This window comes from Streptomyces sp. NPDC004542 (assembly GCF_040610035.1).
GTDB lineage: Bacteria > Actinomycetota > Actinomycetes > Streptomycetales > Streptomycetaceae > Streptomyces.
Map to the genome: position 1 here is coordinate 125,900 of NZ_JBEXLP010000004.1, position 14,653 is coordinate 140,552.

Genomic DNA, 14,653 nt, shown 5'->3' on the forward strand with positions numbered 1-14,653 from the left:
TCAGTAGACGTCGCGCACGTAGCGCTTGTCGCCGGTGAGCTGTTTGACGTAGGCCGCCGCGTCGTCCTCGGTCAGGCCGCCGTGGGTCATGGCGATGTCCCTCAGGGCGCGGTCGACGTCCTTGGCCATGCGGGAGGCGTCGCCGCAGACGTAGAAGTGGGCGCCGTCCTGGAGCCAGGACCACAGCAGGGGGCCGTGTTCGCGCATCCGGTCCTGGACGTAGACCTTGGCGCGCTGGTCGCGGGAGAAGGCGGTGTCCAGGCGGGTGAGGGTGCCCCCGTCGCGGAGGGCGGTCAGCTCCTCCTCGTAGTAGAAGTCGGTGGCCCGGTGCTGTTCGCCGAAGAACAGCCAGTTGGGGGCCCGGTGACCACGGGCCCTGCGCTCCTGGAGGAAGCCGAGGAACGGGGCCACGCCGGTGCCGGGGCCGACCATCACCATGGGGGTGGCGGGGTCGGCGGGCGGCCGGAAGTGCGGTGAGCGCTGGACGTGGACGGGTACCGGGGTGCCCGGCGCGGCGTCGGCGAGGAAGGGCGAGCAGACGCCCTGCCGGGCGCGGCCGCGCAGGTTCTCGTACCGGACCACGGACACCGTCAGCGACACCAGGTGCGGGTCGGTCAGGGGACTGGAGGAGATGGAGTACAGGCGGGGTTGCAGACGGCCCAGTACGTCGGCCCAGGTCTGCGCGTCCGCGCGGACACCGTACTCGGTGACCACGTCCACCGCCTGCCGGCCCCAGGACCACTTGGCCAGCTCGCCCTTGTTGTCAGGGCGCAGCAGTGTGCGCAGCTCGCGCGGGTCACGGGCCCGGTCGGCGACGAAGCGCAGCAGGCCGGGGCCGAGCCGGGTGATGTCGAGGTGGCGCAGGAAGGCGTCGCCGAGGGACATCTCGCCCGTGCCGTCGACCCGTACCGCCGTGTCCGCGTCCAGCCCGGTGACGGCCAGCCACTCCGCCACCAGCTCCGGGGAGTTGCGGGGCCGGACGGCCAGCGCGTCGCCCGCCTCGTGGATGAGGGGCCGCTCGCTGTCGCGGGTGTCGAAGGTGAAGCGGCGGACCTCCTTGCCCGCGCCGGGCAGGCTGAGCAGCCGGTTGCCGGTCAGGCGGGCGGACACGTCCGCCCGGTCGAGGTCCTGGTAGGAGCCGGGCGGGCCGTCCGCGCCGAGCGACAGCTTGTAGCCGGTGCCCGCGCTCGCCATGCACAGCCGGGAGTCGGACTCGATCTGGTTGGTCCGGATGAATCCCTTGGCCAGCTTGTTGGCGAGGTACTGCGCCTCGAGGCTCATCTGTCCCGACACGTAGAGGGCGACCGCGTCGGGCCCGTGCTCGTCGATGACCGCCCGCAGCCGCCGCGCCGTCTCGGCGACCGCCGCGTCCAGCGGGGCGGGCACCGGTTCGTCGCCGCGCCCGGGTCGGACCAGGGCCGTGGTCAGCCGTCCCGGCGCGGAGAGCATCTCGGCCGTGGTGGCGCCCTTGGTGCACAGCCGGCCGGAGTTCGCCGGGTGCTCCCTGTCGCCGGACGCCTTCAGGACCGTACGGCGTCCGTCCGGTCCCGTGCCGATGGAGAGGACCATGCCGCAGCCCACACCGCAGTACGAGCAGACCGTCCGCACCGTCTCCGGCATGCCGTCGGTTCCCGGGTCCGGCGCGGCCACGGGCGCCCCCTTGTCGTGTACTGAGCCGTCCTGTCGTACACGGCGACGCTACGGAGGGCTCATTACACGAAGGTCGCTCCGCGGATCACCGGGGGTTAAGACGGCCGCACACGGCGGGTCCGCGGTGTGTGAGCCGCCCGGACACGGAGCCGCGCGGGCGCCCACCCGGTCGGGGGGCGTCCGCGCGGTCACCGGTGCGGGCGGGTCAGCCGGTCGCGCGGACCGCCTCGCGGATCAGGTCGGCGACCTCCTTGGGCCGCGAGACCGCGACCGCGTGGGAGGCGCCCTCGAGTTCCACCAGCGTGGCGCCGGCCCGCTTGGCGCCGAAGCGCTCCACCTCGGGGTTGATCGCCTCGTCGGCGCCGGCGATCAGCGCCCAGGAGGGCTTGGTCTGCCAGGCCGCCGCGGTGGCGGTCTCCTCGAAGGCGGCGGCCGCCAGCGGACGCTGGGCCGCGGCGAGGATCTTGGTGACGTCCGCGGGCACGTCGGCGGCGAAGACCGACGGGAAGGCGTCCTCGGCGATGGTGACCTCGACGGCCTGCTCGCCGCCCGGCACCGGGTACGTCCACTCCTTGAGGTTGCTCACCAGCGGGGAGAGCGGGAAGCGGCCCTGCAGCTCGCCGAGGCTCTCGCCCTCGTCCAGGGCGTAGGCGGCCACGTAGACCAGGCCCACGACGTTCTCGGTGGTGCCGGCCACGGTGATGAGGGCACCGCCGTAGGAGTGGCCGACCAGAACCACGGGGCCGTCGATCTGGGCGGCCACGGAGGCGACGTAGGCGGCGTCCGAGGCGAGCCCGCGCAGCGGGTTGGGCGGTGCGATCACCGGGATGCCGTGGCCCTGGAGCTCGGCGATGACCCCGGCCCAGCTGCCGGCGTCGGCGAAGGCTCCGTGGATCAGGACGACGGTGGGGGTGGAGGTGGTCATGTGAGTCGGTCTCCTGGGGTTCAGGCGGTGTGCAGGGCGGCGCGCAGGGTGTCCGCGGCCAGCTTGATGGCGAATTCGGCGCCGTAGGTGCCGCGCAGGGCGTTGAGCATGACGAAGTCGTGGATGACGCCCTGGACGCGGACGGCGGTGACCGGGACCCCGGCCTGGCGCAGCTTGCCGGCGTAGGCCTCGCCCTCGTCGCGGAGCACGTCGGCCTCGGCGGTGATGACCAGGGCCGGGGGCAGGCCGGTGAGCTGCTCGGTGCCGGCGCGCAGCGGGGAGGCGGTGATCTCGGCGCGCTGGTCCTCGTCGGTGGTGTACTGGTCCCAGAACCACTGCATGGCGTCGCGGCGCAGGAAGTAGCCGGTGGCGAACTGGTGGTAGGAGCCGGTGTCGAAGGCCGCGTCGGTGACCGGGTAGAACAGCACCTGCTGGACGAGCGGGACGTCGCCGCGCTCCTTGGCCATCAGGGTCAGCGCGGCGGACATGTTGCCGCCGACGGAGTCACCCGCCACGGCCAGGCGGGTGCCGTCCAGGTCCTTGGAGGCGCCCTCCTGCACGACCCACCGGGCGACCGCGTAGTTCTGCTCGATGGCGACCGGGTAGCGGGCCTCGGGCGAGAGGTCGTACTCGGGGAAGACCACGGCCGCGCCCGCGCCGACGGCGAGTTCGCGCACCAGGCGGTCGTGGGTGTGGGCGTTGCCGAAGACCCAGCCCGCGCCGTGGATGTAGAGAATCACCGGCAGGGTGCCCTCCGCCCCGGCGGGCCTGACGATCCGGGCCCGGACACTGCCGGTCGGGCCACCGGAGACGGTGATCCACTCCTCGTCGACGGCGGGCTTGTCGATCTCGCCGGACTGCACCTCGTCGACCACCTTGCGGCCCTCCACCGGACCGAGGTCGAAGAGGTAAGGCGGGTTGGCGGTCGCCTCCGCGAAGGCGGCCGCCGCGGGCTCCAGTACCGGCGTGACCGGCTCGACGGCGTCGGACATGGGTTTCTCCTGGTGTTTCGGGTGATGCGGTGATGTGTCGAGACGCCGGTAACGGTAATTCCGGCGGAGCGCCGGTCGTTGCCCGCGAGTGCACTCCCTGTGGTCCCACAGCGCACCGAATGCGATCCGCCCGGCATGACATCGGCCGCCGGCGGGAATGCGATGCGGCCGCTTCCGGCAAACCCCCCGGCGGGCACGTCACCGGCGCCCGGCCCGGCACCCCGTGCGCCGCGCACCCGACACCCGAGGACCGCACCGCACACGTACACACGCCCACCACGACAGAAACCCCAGCCGACCACACTCCGTCAAGCCCCCCGACGGACACATCACCGGCAGCCCGCCCGGCACACCGGCACCCCGTGCGCCGCGCACCCGCCGCCCGCCGACCCCGCACAGCAGACGTTTACTCGTGGCCGGCGCGGTGTGCTCACCCCGGCCGGGGCGGGCGACGGTTCCACTCCGGCTTCACGGGGTCTTCGGCGGTCTGATCCACCCCAGTGAGCGTTCGACGGCCCGCTGCCAGTCCTCGTACTCCCGCTCCCGCCGTTCGGGGTCCATGTTCGGCAGCCACTGGGCGGCCCGGTGCCAGTTGCGGCGCAGGACCTCCAGGTCCGGCCAGTAACCGGCGGCCAGGCCCGCGGCGTAGGCGGCGCCGAGGGAGACCGTCTCGGCGACCATGGGCCGCACCACGGGCACGCCGAGCACGTCGGCCACGAACTGCATGAGCAGGTTGTCGGCCGTCATGCCGCCGTCCACCTTCAGCTCCCTCAGGGGGACCGCGGAGTCGGCGTTCATGGCGTCGACGACCTCGCGCGTCTGCCAGCCGGTGGCCTCCAGGACGGCCCGGGCCAGGTGGCCCTTGGTGATGTACGAGGTGAGCCCGACGATGACACCGCGTGCGTCGCTGCGCCAGCGGGGTGCGAACAACCCCGAGAAGGCGGGGACGATGTAGCAGCCGCCGTTGTCCTCGACCGTGCGCGCGAGGGTCTCGATCTCCGGGGCGGTGCTGATCAGTCCCAGCCGGTCCCGGAACCACTGGACCAGCGAGCCGGTGACGGCTATCGAACCCTCCAGGGCGTAGACCGGAGGCTGAGCGCCGATCTGGTAGGCGACGGTCGTGAGGAGCCCGTGCCGGGACCGTACGAGGTCGGCGCCGGTGTTGAGGAGCAGGAAGCTGCCCGTTCCGTAGGTGCACTTCGCCTCGCCCGGGGAGAAGCAGGTCTGCCCGAACAGGGCGGCCTGCTGGTCGCCGAGGGCGGCCGTGACCCGGATGCCCGGCAGCACCGAGCGGGCTTCGCCGTACGTCTCGGCCGAGGACCGGATCTCGGGCAGCATCGGCCGGGGCACGCCGAAGAACGCCAGCAGTTCCTCGTCCCAGGTGAGCGTGCGGATGTTCATCAGCATGGTGCGGCTGGCGTTGGTGGGGTCGGTGATGTGCAGGCCGCCGTCCACGCCCCCGGTGAGGTTCCACAGCAGCCAGCTCTCCATCGTGCCGAACAGCACCTCGCCGTCCCTGGCGCGCTGCTCCAGCCCGTCGGTCTGGTCGAAAAGCCAGCGGACGCGCAGCGCGGAGAAGTAGGTCGAGGGGGGCAGGCCGCAGCGCTCGATGAAGAACTCCTCGCCGGGTGCGCGCTTGAGCTCCTCGACGAGCGGTGCCGTGCGGGTGTCCTGCCAGACGATCGCCCGGCCCAGCGGGTCGCCCGTCCGCCGGTCCCAGAGCACCGTCGTCTCCCGCTGGTTGGTGATGCCGATGGCGGCGACCTCCTGGACGGCGATGCCGGCACCGGACAGGGCCTCGGGCACGATCCGCAGCAGATTGCGCCAGATCTCGACGGCGTCGTGCTCGACCCATCCGGGCCTGGGGAAGTGCTGCCGGTGCTCACGCTGGGCCACGGCCACCAGCCGCCCGTGGTGGTCGAACAGGATGCATCGGGTGGAGTTGGTGCCCTGATCGATGGACATCACATACCGTTCAACCATGATCGGGTCTGCCCTTCCGATGTGTCGCGGCGGCGGGGACTGGCGACGCCTCACCAGCGGGCCGCTCCCAGGTCTCTGGAGATCGCCCGTGCGGCCTCGCGCAGCAGCGTGATCAGGTTCGGCCGGGGCCGGCCCTGGCCGTCACAGATCCGCTCGACCGGGCCGGACAGTCCGATGGCGCCCACCACGAGGCCGCCGTGCCCCCTGATCGGCGCGGCGACACCGGCTTCGCCCATGCTCATCTCCTGGACCTCGGCGGCCCATCCGACCTCCCGGACCTCGGCGAGTGCCCGGTTCAGCTGCTCCGGGACGGCGAGGGTGTGCCGGGTGTACGCCTCGAGCCCGGCTTCCAGCGCCTCCTCCAGGGGCGCGGTCCCGAAGGCCAGCAGGACCTTGCCGAGCGAGGACGCGTGCAGCGGCAGCAGCGAGCCCACGTCCAGGGTCTGGAGGGAGTCGTCCGGCCGGAACACGTGGTGGACGACGAGGACCTGGCCCTCCAGCGGGGTGCCGAGGCGGACCGCTTCGCCGCTGCGGGCGGCCAGCGCGTCGGCCCAGTTGATGGAGCGCGACCGCAGCTCGTTGACGTCGAGGTAACTGGTGCCCAGGTGCAGCAGGGCGGCTCCGAGCTGGTACTTTCCGGTCGCCGCGTCCTGCTCCACGAAGTCCACGTGCTGGAGTGTGCGCAGGATGCCGTGCGTGGTGCCCTTGGCCAGCCCGAGCGAGGCCGCCACCTCGCCGAGTCCGAGTCGGCGAGGTCCGCCGGCGAGCAGACGCAGGATCGCAGCCGCCCGTTCGATGGACTGGACCGGGCCGGTCATGGATCGAGCCTAGTACCGCCGTGAGCGGTCCGCCTTACGTGCAGGTGGAAGGTGTGGGGACGCGGCCCCGCCGAGCGTTCGGCAATGCCGACCGCCGTTCATTGACCGCGTACGTCCGGCTTCCTACCTTGCTACGAGGCCCGGCACAGCGCGCTGGGATCAGGCGCACAGCCGGCTCACCGGAGGAGACAAGGATGTCGGTACAGCTCGAGCTCGATCCGGGGTATCGGGACGCGGACGCGGAGACGCACGTCTGTCCGCTGCCGCCGGTCAGCGGTGCCGTGACCGCCGTGCGCCGGCGGGTCGGGGCGGTCCTCGCCGACTGGAACGTCTGCCCGGAGATCGTCGAGGACTCCCTGCTCGTGGTGTCCGAGCTGCTCACCAACGCGCTCGTGCACGCCCTTCCCCCCGCCCAGCTGCGCCTGTCCTGGGTCCGGGCCGGGGGGGCCGGCACCCTGCGGGTGGAGGTCACCGACGCGGGACCGGCGCCCGTGGTGGGGCAGCGGTCGGCGGATGTCGACCCGGACGAGCACGGCCGGGGCGTGCAGATCGTCCACGCGCTGGCCACCCGGCACGGCGTACGCGTCCATTCCGGCGGGATCACCCGGTGGGCCGAACTGGTCGTGGCGGCGGGCGGCCGGGGGGATCGGACCTGAGCGAGTCCGGTCACGGCGGACCCGGCGACCGCCCGTTCCTCCGCGGCCGCCGGCGGCCGCCGCGTCCGCACCGTCTCACCGGTGAGGGCCGGCCACGGGCCGGCGGCAGGCGGACCTTGCCGGCCTCGGGTACGCGGGTGCACCGGCGTCGGGGCGGTGGAGCCGGCCGATCCGGTCCCGCCCCTCGGGCCGCGTGCCCTCTCCGGGCAGGTCCCGTCCGCTCGCCGAGGGACTGGTCCGCCATGTGTGCGGCGAACCGGCCCGCGTCCTCGACGCGCTCCATGACGAACTGCTGACCGATGTGGGCGGGCGGCCGCACGACGACGCCGCCCTGCTCCTGCTCCGCATGCGTGGTACCGCGTCGCGGGGCGTGACGTCTGCGATACGGGGAACACACAGCACTCCGTACGACGGAGGCGAAACGAAGCAGGCCGACGTGGTCCAGCCACCCATCCCCGTCCCGCCGGAGCCCACACCGCCCGCGCCGGGCCCGGGCCACCCCGGTCCGGCTCCCGGTCCCCCGCTGCCGGAGCCGGTCCCCGAGCCGCCGCCCGGCCCGTCGCCCACTGCGCCGCCCGGTCCGCGTCCGCCCGAGCCGGGCCCCGTACCGGAGCCGTCACCGGCGGGCGTCGTGGCCGGTCACTGAGGCGCCGGCGCGAGGTCGGCGGCGTCGCAGCGCAGGCGGGCCCCTTGGCGCAGGAGTTCCTGCTGGACGACCCGGTGGGGCACCTCGCGGGGGCGCCGGCCCAGGCGGACGGCGAGCGCGGCGCAGACGCCCGCGGCCTGGCCGGTGGCCATCGCGATGGGCATCACGCGGTACGAGGAGTGCGCCACGTGGGTGCCGGAGATGCAGCGGCCGGCGACCAGCAGCCGTTCGACGCCGCGCGGCAGCAGGGCACGCAGCGGGATGTCGTAGAAACGCCCGCGGGGCACGCGTTTGATGACGGTACCGGTGCCCTGCGGGTTGTGGATGTCGATCGGGTACGCGCCGTGCGCGACGACGTCCGGGAACGCCCGGGCCTGCAGGATGTCGTGGCCGGTCAGCTGGTGGTCGCCGAGGATGCGGCGGGTCTCCCGGACGCCGATCTGGGTGCCGCTCTGCACCGCGTAGGCGTTCTCGAAGCCGGGCACACGGGCGCGCAGGAACCGGTCGATCTGGGCCATCTGGTGGCGAGCGACGTACTCGGCCCGGGTCAGGTCCCAGACGTCGATGCCCAGCGCTCCGGTGACCCGGGTGCTGTTGACGGCGACCTCGCCCGGGTGCGGGGTGCCGAAGAACAGGATGTCCTCGCGCGGCAGGCGCAGTTCGCCCGCCGCCGTGGCCTCCTCGACCAGGTCCCACAGCCCGTGCACACCGCGCCACTGGTCGGGGTGGGCGCGCACGTACTCGGCGAAAGCCGGCCGCGCGAAGTCGGCGACCCGGAACATCAGCGTCATCGGCTGCACGAGACCGTCCTCGGGACGCCCGATCTCCGAGGGCGCTCCGCAGGCGGTGGCCACGTCACCGTCACCGGTCGCGTCGACCACGACCCCGGCGTCGATCACCACCGGGCCCGACTTGGTCTCGAACGCCACCCGCCAGCCGTCGTCCAGGGGCAGCGCGGTGGAGGCGAAGGCGTGCAGCAGCAGGCGCACGCCCGCCCCGTCGAGCAGGTCCAGCAGGACGAGTTTGAAGACCTCGGGATCGAACGGCACGGTGTAGCCGGTCTCCAGCGACGGCGGGACGCAGCCGTCGCGTTCGCCGAGCCGCTCCAGCAGCCGCCACAGGAAACCGGCGACCACCGCCTCGCCCTCCCCGTGGTCACCGGGCAGCAGCCGGTCGCCCTGCTCCCACGGGTCGCCGAACACGGCCTGCTTGTGTTCGTTGTGGAAGGACATCAGCGGCATCACGAGGGCCACCGTGGCGTTGCCGCCGAGGAAGCCGTAGCGCTCCACGAGCACGACGTCGGCGCCGGCGTCGGCGGCCGCGTACGCCGCGGCGGTGCCGGCCGGACCGCCGCCGACCACCAGGACGTCCGCCCGGCCGCCGTGCCGGGCCGGGCGCGGCGGGAGGGTGACGGTCCGGGAGTGGCGCGGTTCTTCCAGGAGGGGCATCGCTCTCATCTCCCGCCGGCCCGGGCCGGTGCACCCGGGGTGAACAGGCACGGGCCGGCCTCCCGGGACCGCGCGGTGTCCCGTGGGCCGCCGTCGAGGGAGTCGAGGAGGTCGCCGCAGCGGACGCAGGTCTCCCCGGCCAGTGCCCGCAGCACGGTCACGCGGGCGGCCAGGTCCCCGCGGCGCCGCGGGAACTCGTCCCAGAGCCGGTCCACCTCGGCGAGCAGCAGTCCGGCCTGTTCCCGGGCCACGCCGACCAGCGCCGGCGCGCCGGTGCGGCGGGCGAAGTCGAAGACCTTGCCCGCGTAGGGCAGCGGCAGGAAGGGCAGGCCGGTGACCGCCGCGAAGATCACGAAGTGCAGGCGCATGCCGACGACCAGGTCGAGGTGGCGCATGAAGCCCAGCACCTGGCCCGGACTGTAGGGGTTGTGGAGGATGCGGCCGAGGTCCGGAGCGCTCATCCGGGACAGCACGCCGTGCGCGTGGTGGACGTCCTGGCGTTCCATCGGCACGAAGACCACGTGCGCGTCCAGCCGCCGGGTCAGGAAGTCGGCCACGTCGGCGAGGAGCGCGTGGTAGCTGGCCTCGTCGAGGTTCTCCGCCGCCCGGCCCGGTTCCCGTACGGACATCCCGATGAGGCGGCCGCCGACGGGGAGGCCCTCCTCGCGCATCATCTTCTCGGTGAACGGCTCCGGCGGCAGCAGCAGTGCCGGGTCGGCGGTGACGGTGAGCTCGCGATCGACGCCGACCTCCTCCAGCACCAGCCGGGACTCCTCGTCGCGGACCACGACGTCGTCCATCGCGGGCAGGACGGTGCGTACCGCCTCCCGGTCCTCCGGCTCGCGCAGCGGGCCCGCGCCGACGGCGTAGGCGAAGGTGCGCACACCCCGGTCCTGGGCCGCGCGGACCAGCCGCAGATAGCGGCGCGCCTCCCCGTCGTACAGGATTCCGCCGCCGCCGAGCACCAGCAGGTCCAGGCTCGCCAGGGCGTCGAGCACGGGTCTTTGCGGGACCCCCTCCCAGGCGACCACCTCGTCGGCCCGCGGCTGGTGGAGCCGGGTGTGGTCGGCGTGCCGGCTGAAGACGACCAGGCGGGCGCCGGGCCGGTGCGCGCGCAGGCAGCCGAGCACGCAGGTGAGGATCGCCTCGTCGCCGATGTTGCGCCCGCCGTACGAGCCGAGCAGGCCGATCCGCAGATCCGGCGGGGAGGGGGACGGACGCTGGGTCTGGGTCATCCGGAACTCCTTGTCGAAGGAGGTGAGGGGCCGCACGGCGGCGCGAACAGGCGGACGATCCCGGCGTCGGCGTCGTTGGTGCGCACATGGGCGGTGACCAGGGCCTCCGCGAACCGCTTCGACTCGTCGTACACACTGCGCGGGCCGACCGGGTTGACGTTGCCCCAGTAGTCCTCGCGTTGCGGGTGCACGAGCGGGCCGCTCTTGCGTCCGCCGTGGTCCCGACGGCACTGGGACGGGGTCCCCGTCTCAGTAGTTTTCACACGTTGATGACCAGTGTGCGAGAACCGCCCTGCACGCGCGATTCGTGTGAGTCCACCGTCGCCGGGCACTCGGGCTCCGTGGCGGATCCGACCGGAGCCGTCGTGCTCAGGCTGGAGGTAGGACAATGGGACACGGTGGGAACGTCATCGACGAACTGGTGACCGATCACCGGGAGGTCGAAAACCTCTTCGGCAAGATCGAGGCGCTGCCGTCCGGTGACAGGAAGCGCAAGATTTACGCCGACCAGGCCACGATGGAGCTGGTCCGGCACTCGGTGGCCGAGGAGGCCTATCTGTACCCGGCCGTGCGGGAGCACGTGGAGGGCGGCGGGGCGCTGGCCGACAAGGAGCTCGAGGACCACGCCAAGGCCGAGCAGCTCATGAAGGACCTGGAGAGCCGCGAGGCGGACGACCCCGAGTTCGACCGGCTGATGACGGCGCTGATGAGCGGGATCCGGACGCACGTCAGCGACGAGGAGCAGAACCTCTTCCCGCGGCTGCGCGCGGCGTGTCCCGCGGACGCGCTGAACGAGCTCGGGGACAAGGTCCGCCAGGCGAAGAAGACGGCACCGACCCGGCCCCACCCGGCCGCCCCGGACAAGCCGCCGGCCCACAAGATGCTGGCTCCGGGCGTCGGGCTGGTCGACCGGCTGCGGGACGCGCTCTCCGGGCGCGGCAAGACGGGCTGACGCGTCCGGCCGGGCTGCCGGCAGGTACACGGGCGGGCCCGTCGCGATGGCGACGGGCCCTTTTGCATGAGTATGTCCGGGTGTGCGGGGCAGTCGGCTTCACCTGTCGAAGCCGGCATGGCGGATGCGTCCTGTGAGCGAACGCACTCTGCGGGGCAGACCCGATGGCGCGTCGGCGCGTTGAGGTCGCGCGCGGCCCCCGCCGGCGGGGAGTGACCCCGGCCCGGCCGACCGGTCTGCCACCATGGTCGGCGCCGTGACCGACTCGGTGGGGCGGCCGTGCAGTGCGGCCGGCTTCCTTGGTTTCCGCCGGTCTTCCACAGGGCCGGGAACCGCAGACCCGCACAGGGCCGGGAACCGCAGACCCGCACAAGGCCGGAGGCCGCAGGCCCGGGGGCGCGCACCCCGCTGACTCGTACCGCACCGCGCAGCCCCGCCGGGGCGGAGGCAGTCGGGGGGCGGACCGCGGCGGGGTGCGCCGACGCGGGCAGGGGCTGGCACGCCGGCCGCGACGGCGGGCGGCGCGTGGCGTTTCTCAGGCCGCCAGGGCCCGGCCCGGGCCGAGGCGGGCCAGGAGCTGGGTGTGGTGGAGCCGCGCGACCGGGGCGAGGAGGTCGGGGTGGCGCAGAAGCGCCGCCGCCCGGCGGTCGGCCTCGTCCGGCTCGGTCAGGCGCCGGAACTCGACCGGTGTGCCGACGGTGTGCTCGCCGTCCGCGAGGGCGGCCACCGCCAGGGCGGCCAGCTCCGGGTCGGTGAGCAGGACGGCCGCCCAGCTGGCGACGACCTCGTCCACCCAGGTGCGCCACGCCCAGGTCTCCGGCTCGTCGTCCTCGCTGACCGTCACTCCGGTGATCCAGTCCAGCGCGGCGGAGCCGCCGGGGCCCGCCATGCCGACCAGGGCGGCGTCCATCGCGGTGGGGTACCGCAGCCAGGCGGCGACCGTCACGGCCTGCCGCGCCTGCACCTCGCACAGGACGGAGGCGAGCGCCCCGCCGCTGGACGGGTAGGCGCGGGTCAGCCATTGGGAGGTCGCCGCTATCAGCGGGGAGAGGTCTGCGAGCACTCGGGGCCGTCCGGGCTGCCGGGAAAGGGGGACTACGGAAAACGGTAGCCCCGCCCGGCCCGGGCCGTTGACGTGTCGTCGGCCACACCCGCGTCAGCCGTGCGATGTCCCGTCCCCCGTCACCGCCGCCACCGGCTCCCGTTCGCGCAGGTGGTAGACGTGGAAGGCGCGTCCGATGACCGGCTGGGCCACATTGCGCACCTGGTACCCGGCGCCTCGGGGTCGACACGCGGAACGCCTCGGGAGGCCCGGGGACCACCCCAACGGCTCCCCGAACACCGCGAACCGTGAACGCCCGCCCTCACTCCGCAGGGTGCCGGGCCTCCTGCGCCACGCGCTCCTCGACCTCCTCCACCTGGCGTTGCTCCTCCCCGGTCATGGCACGGGTGTCGCGGGGCGGCAGATAGGGTTCCGCGTCCTCGGGCAGCCCATCGGCGACGGCGCGACGGCGGGCCAGTTCGGCGTCGAACTCGAGGCCGAACAGGATCGCGATGTTGCTGATCCACAGCCACACCAGGAAGACGATCACACCGGCGAGCGTGCCGTAGGTCTTGTTGTACGTGGCGAAGTTCGACACGTAGAAGGCGAAGCCGGCCGAGGCGATCATCCAGACGGCCAGGGCCAGCACGCTGCCCGGCGTGATCCACCTGAACCCGCGGCCCTTCACGTTGGGGGCCGCCCAGTACAACAGCGCGATCATGATCGTGACCAGGACGACCAGCACCGGCCACTTCGCGATCGACCACGCCGTCAGGGCCTGGGCACCGATACCCAGCGCCCCGCCGGCCTGCCGGGCGACACCGCCGGTGAACACCACGATCAGCGCGCTGATCACCGCGAGCACCAGCAGCACGACCGTGACGCCGACCCGCACGGGCAGGATCTTCCACACCGGGCGGCCCTCGGGCATGTCGTACACGGCGTTGGCCGAGCGGATGAACGCCCCGATGTAACCGGAGGCGGACCAGACGGCCAGCAGGATACCGACGACGGCCATGACCGACCCGATGCCGCCCCGGCCCTGCAACTGCCGCACCGCGTCGCCGATGATGTCCCGGGCGGATCCCGGGGCCAGCTGCCTGATGTTGTCCAGGACCTCCTGGGCCGCCGACTCCCCGGCGATGCCCAGCAGGGAGACCAGCACCAGCAGCGCCGGGAACATCGACAGCACCCCGTAGTACGTCAGTGCCGCGGCCCGGTCGGCGAGTTCGTCGTTCTGGAACTCCTTGACCGTGCCCTTCAGCACCGCCCTCCAAGATGGTTCGGTCGGTTGTGCGGGCTCGTCCTGCCGGTTGGATCGCGATGTCGGTGCCATACCCCCGTAGTAACCCGGCCGGCCCAGGACATGCCCGGTCAGGTGATCGTCGTCAGCACGGTGACGCCCAGCGCCAGCAGGACGACCGCCTTGGCCGCCTCGCAGGCCACGTACCACAGGTGGGCGCGGGAACGCCCGGACTCGTCCCCCGCCAGGACCCGGTCGGAGCGGCGGTTGAGCACCGGGCGCACCGCGGCGACCTGCACCGTCAGCAGGCCCGCCGCCAGCCCGGTCAGGACGGCCACGGGGGCGGGCGGACCGCCGACCGCCACGGCCGTGACCACGGCCGCCGCCAGCACCGCCTCGACGCCGTTGAGGGCCCGGAAGACGAGACGGCCGATGCCGAGCCCGATGCGCACGGTCACCCCTGGGGCCCGGAACTTGAGCGGCGCCTCCAGGAAGGAGATGGCGAGCACCATCCCGAGCCAGACGAACGTGACCCCTGTGGCTACCGCGGCCGACCCGGTCGTCATGTCACCGCTCCTCTCATGTCGCACCAGCACCCACTGAAATATGCATGCTAGATGCTAATTTATGGGCGTGACACATGACGACGGCGACCACCCCCGTCCGCCCGCACCGGACCCGGCCCCCCGGGTCCTGTGCGACACCGGATCGCTCACCCCGCCCGACGACGAAACGGCCGGCGCGCTGTGGCGGCTGGCCGAACCCGGACGGCAGCTCGACGCCAACGTCGTCCTCCTCCCGCCCGCGCGGCGTGTCGCCCCGCACACCGAGCCGGATCTCGACGTCCTGCTGCTGATCGTGGCCGGCGAGGGCACGCTGATCTCCACCCGGGGCACGCAGACCCTGGGCACGGGAAGCGTGGCCTGGCTGCCGCACGGCAGCACCCGGGGCCTGGTCGCCGGCGAGGCGGGCATGTCGTACCTGACCGTCCACCGGCGCCGCCCCGGCATGCAGATCCGGCCGGCCCGGCCCTGACCGTTCAGTCCGGCAGCGCGAAGCCCCG

Annotated in this window: 13 protein-coding genes and 2 pseudogenes; 4 read left to right on the plus strand and 11 right to left on the minus strand. The window is 73.2% G+C overall.

Annotation, left to right across the window (positions count from 1 at the left end; genetic code table 11):
- From ABZX30_RS04170 to ABZX30_RS04190, 5 genes are all read right to left on the minus strand, one after another.
- Nucleotides 1–1,650, minus strand: coding sequence for a molybdopterin-dependent oxidoreductase (locus ABZX30_RS04170; RefSeq protein WP_355928537.1), 1,650 nt, complete (start codon nt 1,648–1,650; stop codon nt 1–3).
- A 205-nt stretch (nt 1,651–1,855) separates the two neighbouring features.
- Nucleotides 1,856–2,575, minus strand: a complete 720-nt coding sequence (locus ABZX30_RS04175; RefSeq protein WP_355928539.1) for an alpha/beta hydrolase — start codon at nt 2,573–2,575, stop codon at nt 1,856–1,858.
- A gap of 20 nt (nt 2,576–2,595) precedes the next feature.
- Nucleotides 2,596–3,567: an alpha/beta hydrolase gene (locus ABZX30_RS04180; protein WP_355928541.1), complete on the minus strand. Its 972-nt coding sequence runs from the start codon at nt 3,565–3,567 to the stop codon at nt 2,596–2,598.
- A 468-nt stretch (nt 3,568–4,035) separates the two neighbouring features.
- Nucleotides 4,036–5,550: a glycerol kinase GlpK gene (gene glpK / locus ABZX30_RS04185; RefSeq protein ID WP_355928543.1), complete on the minus strand. Its 1,515-nt coding sequence runs from the start codon at nt 5,548–5,550 to the stop codon at nt 4,036–4,038.
- Between the two features lie 50 nt (nt 5,551–5,600).
- Entirely contained in the window at nt 5,601–6,368 is a 768-nt protein-coding gene (locus ABZX30_RS04190; protein ID WP_355928546.1) for an IclR family transcriptional regulator, read from the minus strand.
- A gap of 194 nt (nt 6,369–6,562) precedes the next feature.
- On the opposite strand from ABZX30_RS04190, the gene ABZX30_RS04195 reads away from it, so the two are divergent.
- Together ABZX30_RS04195 and ABZX30_RS04200 are read left to right on the plus strand one after the other, a co-directional pair.
- Nucleotides 6,563–7,024, plus strand: a complete 462-nt coding sequence (locus tag ABZX30_RS04195) for an ATP-binding protein (protein WP_355928547.1) — start codon at nt 6,563–6,565, stop codon at nt 7,022–7,024.
- Nucleotides 7,025–7,165: 141 nt separating this feature from the next.
- Nucleotides 7,166–7,370: pseudogene (locus tag ABZX30_RS04200) on the plus strand (serine/threonine-protein phosphatase); the annotation flags it as partial.
- Between the two features lie 293 nt (nt 7,371–7,663).
- On the opposite strand, the gene ABZX30_RS04205 reads toward ABZX30_RS04200, so the two are convergent.
- The 3 genes and pseudogenes from ABZX30_RS04205 to ABZX30_RS04215 form a co-directional block, all read right to left on the minus strand.
- The gene (locus tag ABZX30_RS04205) at nt 7,664–9,118 is read right to left on the minus strand and encodes an FAD-dependent oxidoreductase (RefSeq protein WP_355928549.1); all 1,455 of its coding nucleotides are present in this window, start codon (nt 9,116–9,118) and stop codon (nt 7,664–7,666) included.
- A gap of 5 nt (nt 9,119–9,123) precedes the next feature.
- Nucleotides 9,124–10,353 carry a polysaccharide pyruvyl transferase family protein gene (locus ABZX30_RS04210; protein WP_355928551.1) on the minus strand — a complete coding sequence of 410 codons (1,230 nt, stop codon included), beginning with the start codon at nt 10,351–10,353 and terminating at the stop codon, nt 9,124–9,126.
- Nucleotides 10,354–10,397: 44 nt separating this feature from the next.
- A pseudogene (locus ABZX30_RS04215) lies at nt 10,398–10,550 on the minus strand (NAD-dependent epimerase/dehydratase family protein); the annotation flags it as partial.
- A 191-nt stretch (nt 10,551–10,741) separates the two neighbouring features.
- Here ABZX30_RS04215 and ABZX30_RS04220 point away from each other — a divergent pair.
- Nucleotides 10,742–11,305: a hemerythrin domain-containing protein gene (locus ABZX30_RS04220; RefSeq protein WP_355928555.1), complete on the plus strand. Its 564-nt coding sequence runs from the start codon at nt 10,742–10,744 to the stop codon at nt 11,303–11,305.
- 535 nt (nt 11,306–11,840) lie between these two features.
- On the opposite strand, the gene ABZX30_RS04225 is transcribed toward ABZX30_RS04220, so the two are convergent.
- From ABZX30_RS04225 to ABZX30_RS04235, 3 genes are all read right to left on the minus strand, one after another.
- On the minus strand, nt 11,841–12,368 hold the full coding sequence (locus tag ABZX30_RS04225; protein WP_355928556.1) for a hypothetical protein: 528 nt from the start codon (nt 12,366–12,368) through the stop codon (nt 11,841–11,843).
- Between the two features lie 301 nt (nt 12,369–12,669).
- On the minus strand, nt 12,670–13,683 hold the full coding sequence (locus ABZX30_RS04230; RefSeq protein WP_355928558.1) for a YihY/virulence factor BrkB family protein: 1,014 nt from the start codon (nt 13,681–13,683) through the stop codon (nt 12,670–12,672).
- Between the two features lie 38 nt (nt 13,684–13,721).
- Nucleotides 13,722–14,156 carry a hypothetical protein gene (locus tag ABZX30_RS04235; RefSeq protein WP_355928561.1) on the minus strand — a complete coding sequence of 145 codons (435 nt, stop codon included), beginning with the start codon at nt 14,154–14,156 and terminating at the stop codon, nt 13,722–13,724.
- A gap of 67 nt (nt 14,157–14,223) precedes the next feature.
- Here ABZX30_RS04235 and ABZX30_RS04240 point away from each other — a divergent pair, with 67 nt between their 5' ends.
- Nucleotides 14,224–14,625 (plus strand): hypothetical protein, encoded by a 402-nt coding sequence (locus ABZX30_RS04240; protein WP_355928563.1) that lies wholly within the window; start codon nt 14,224–14,226, stop codon nt 14,623–14,625.
- Nucleotides 14,626–14,653: the final 28 nt, after the last annotated feature.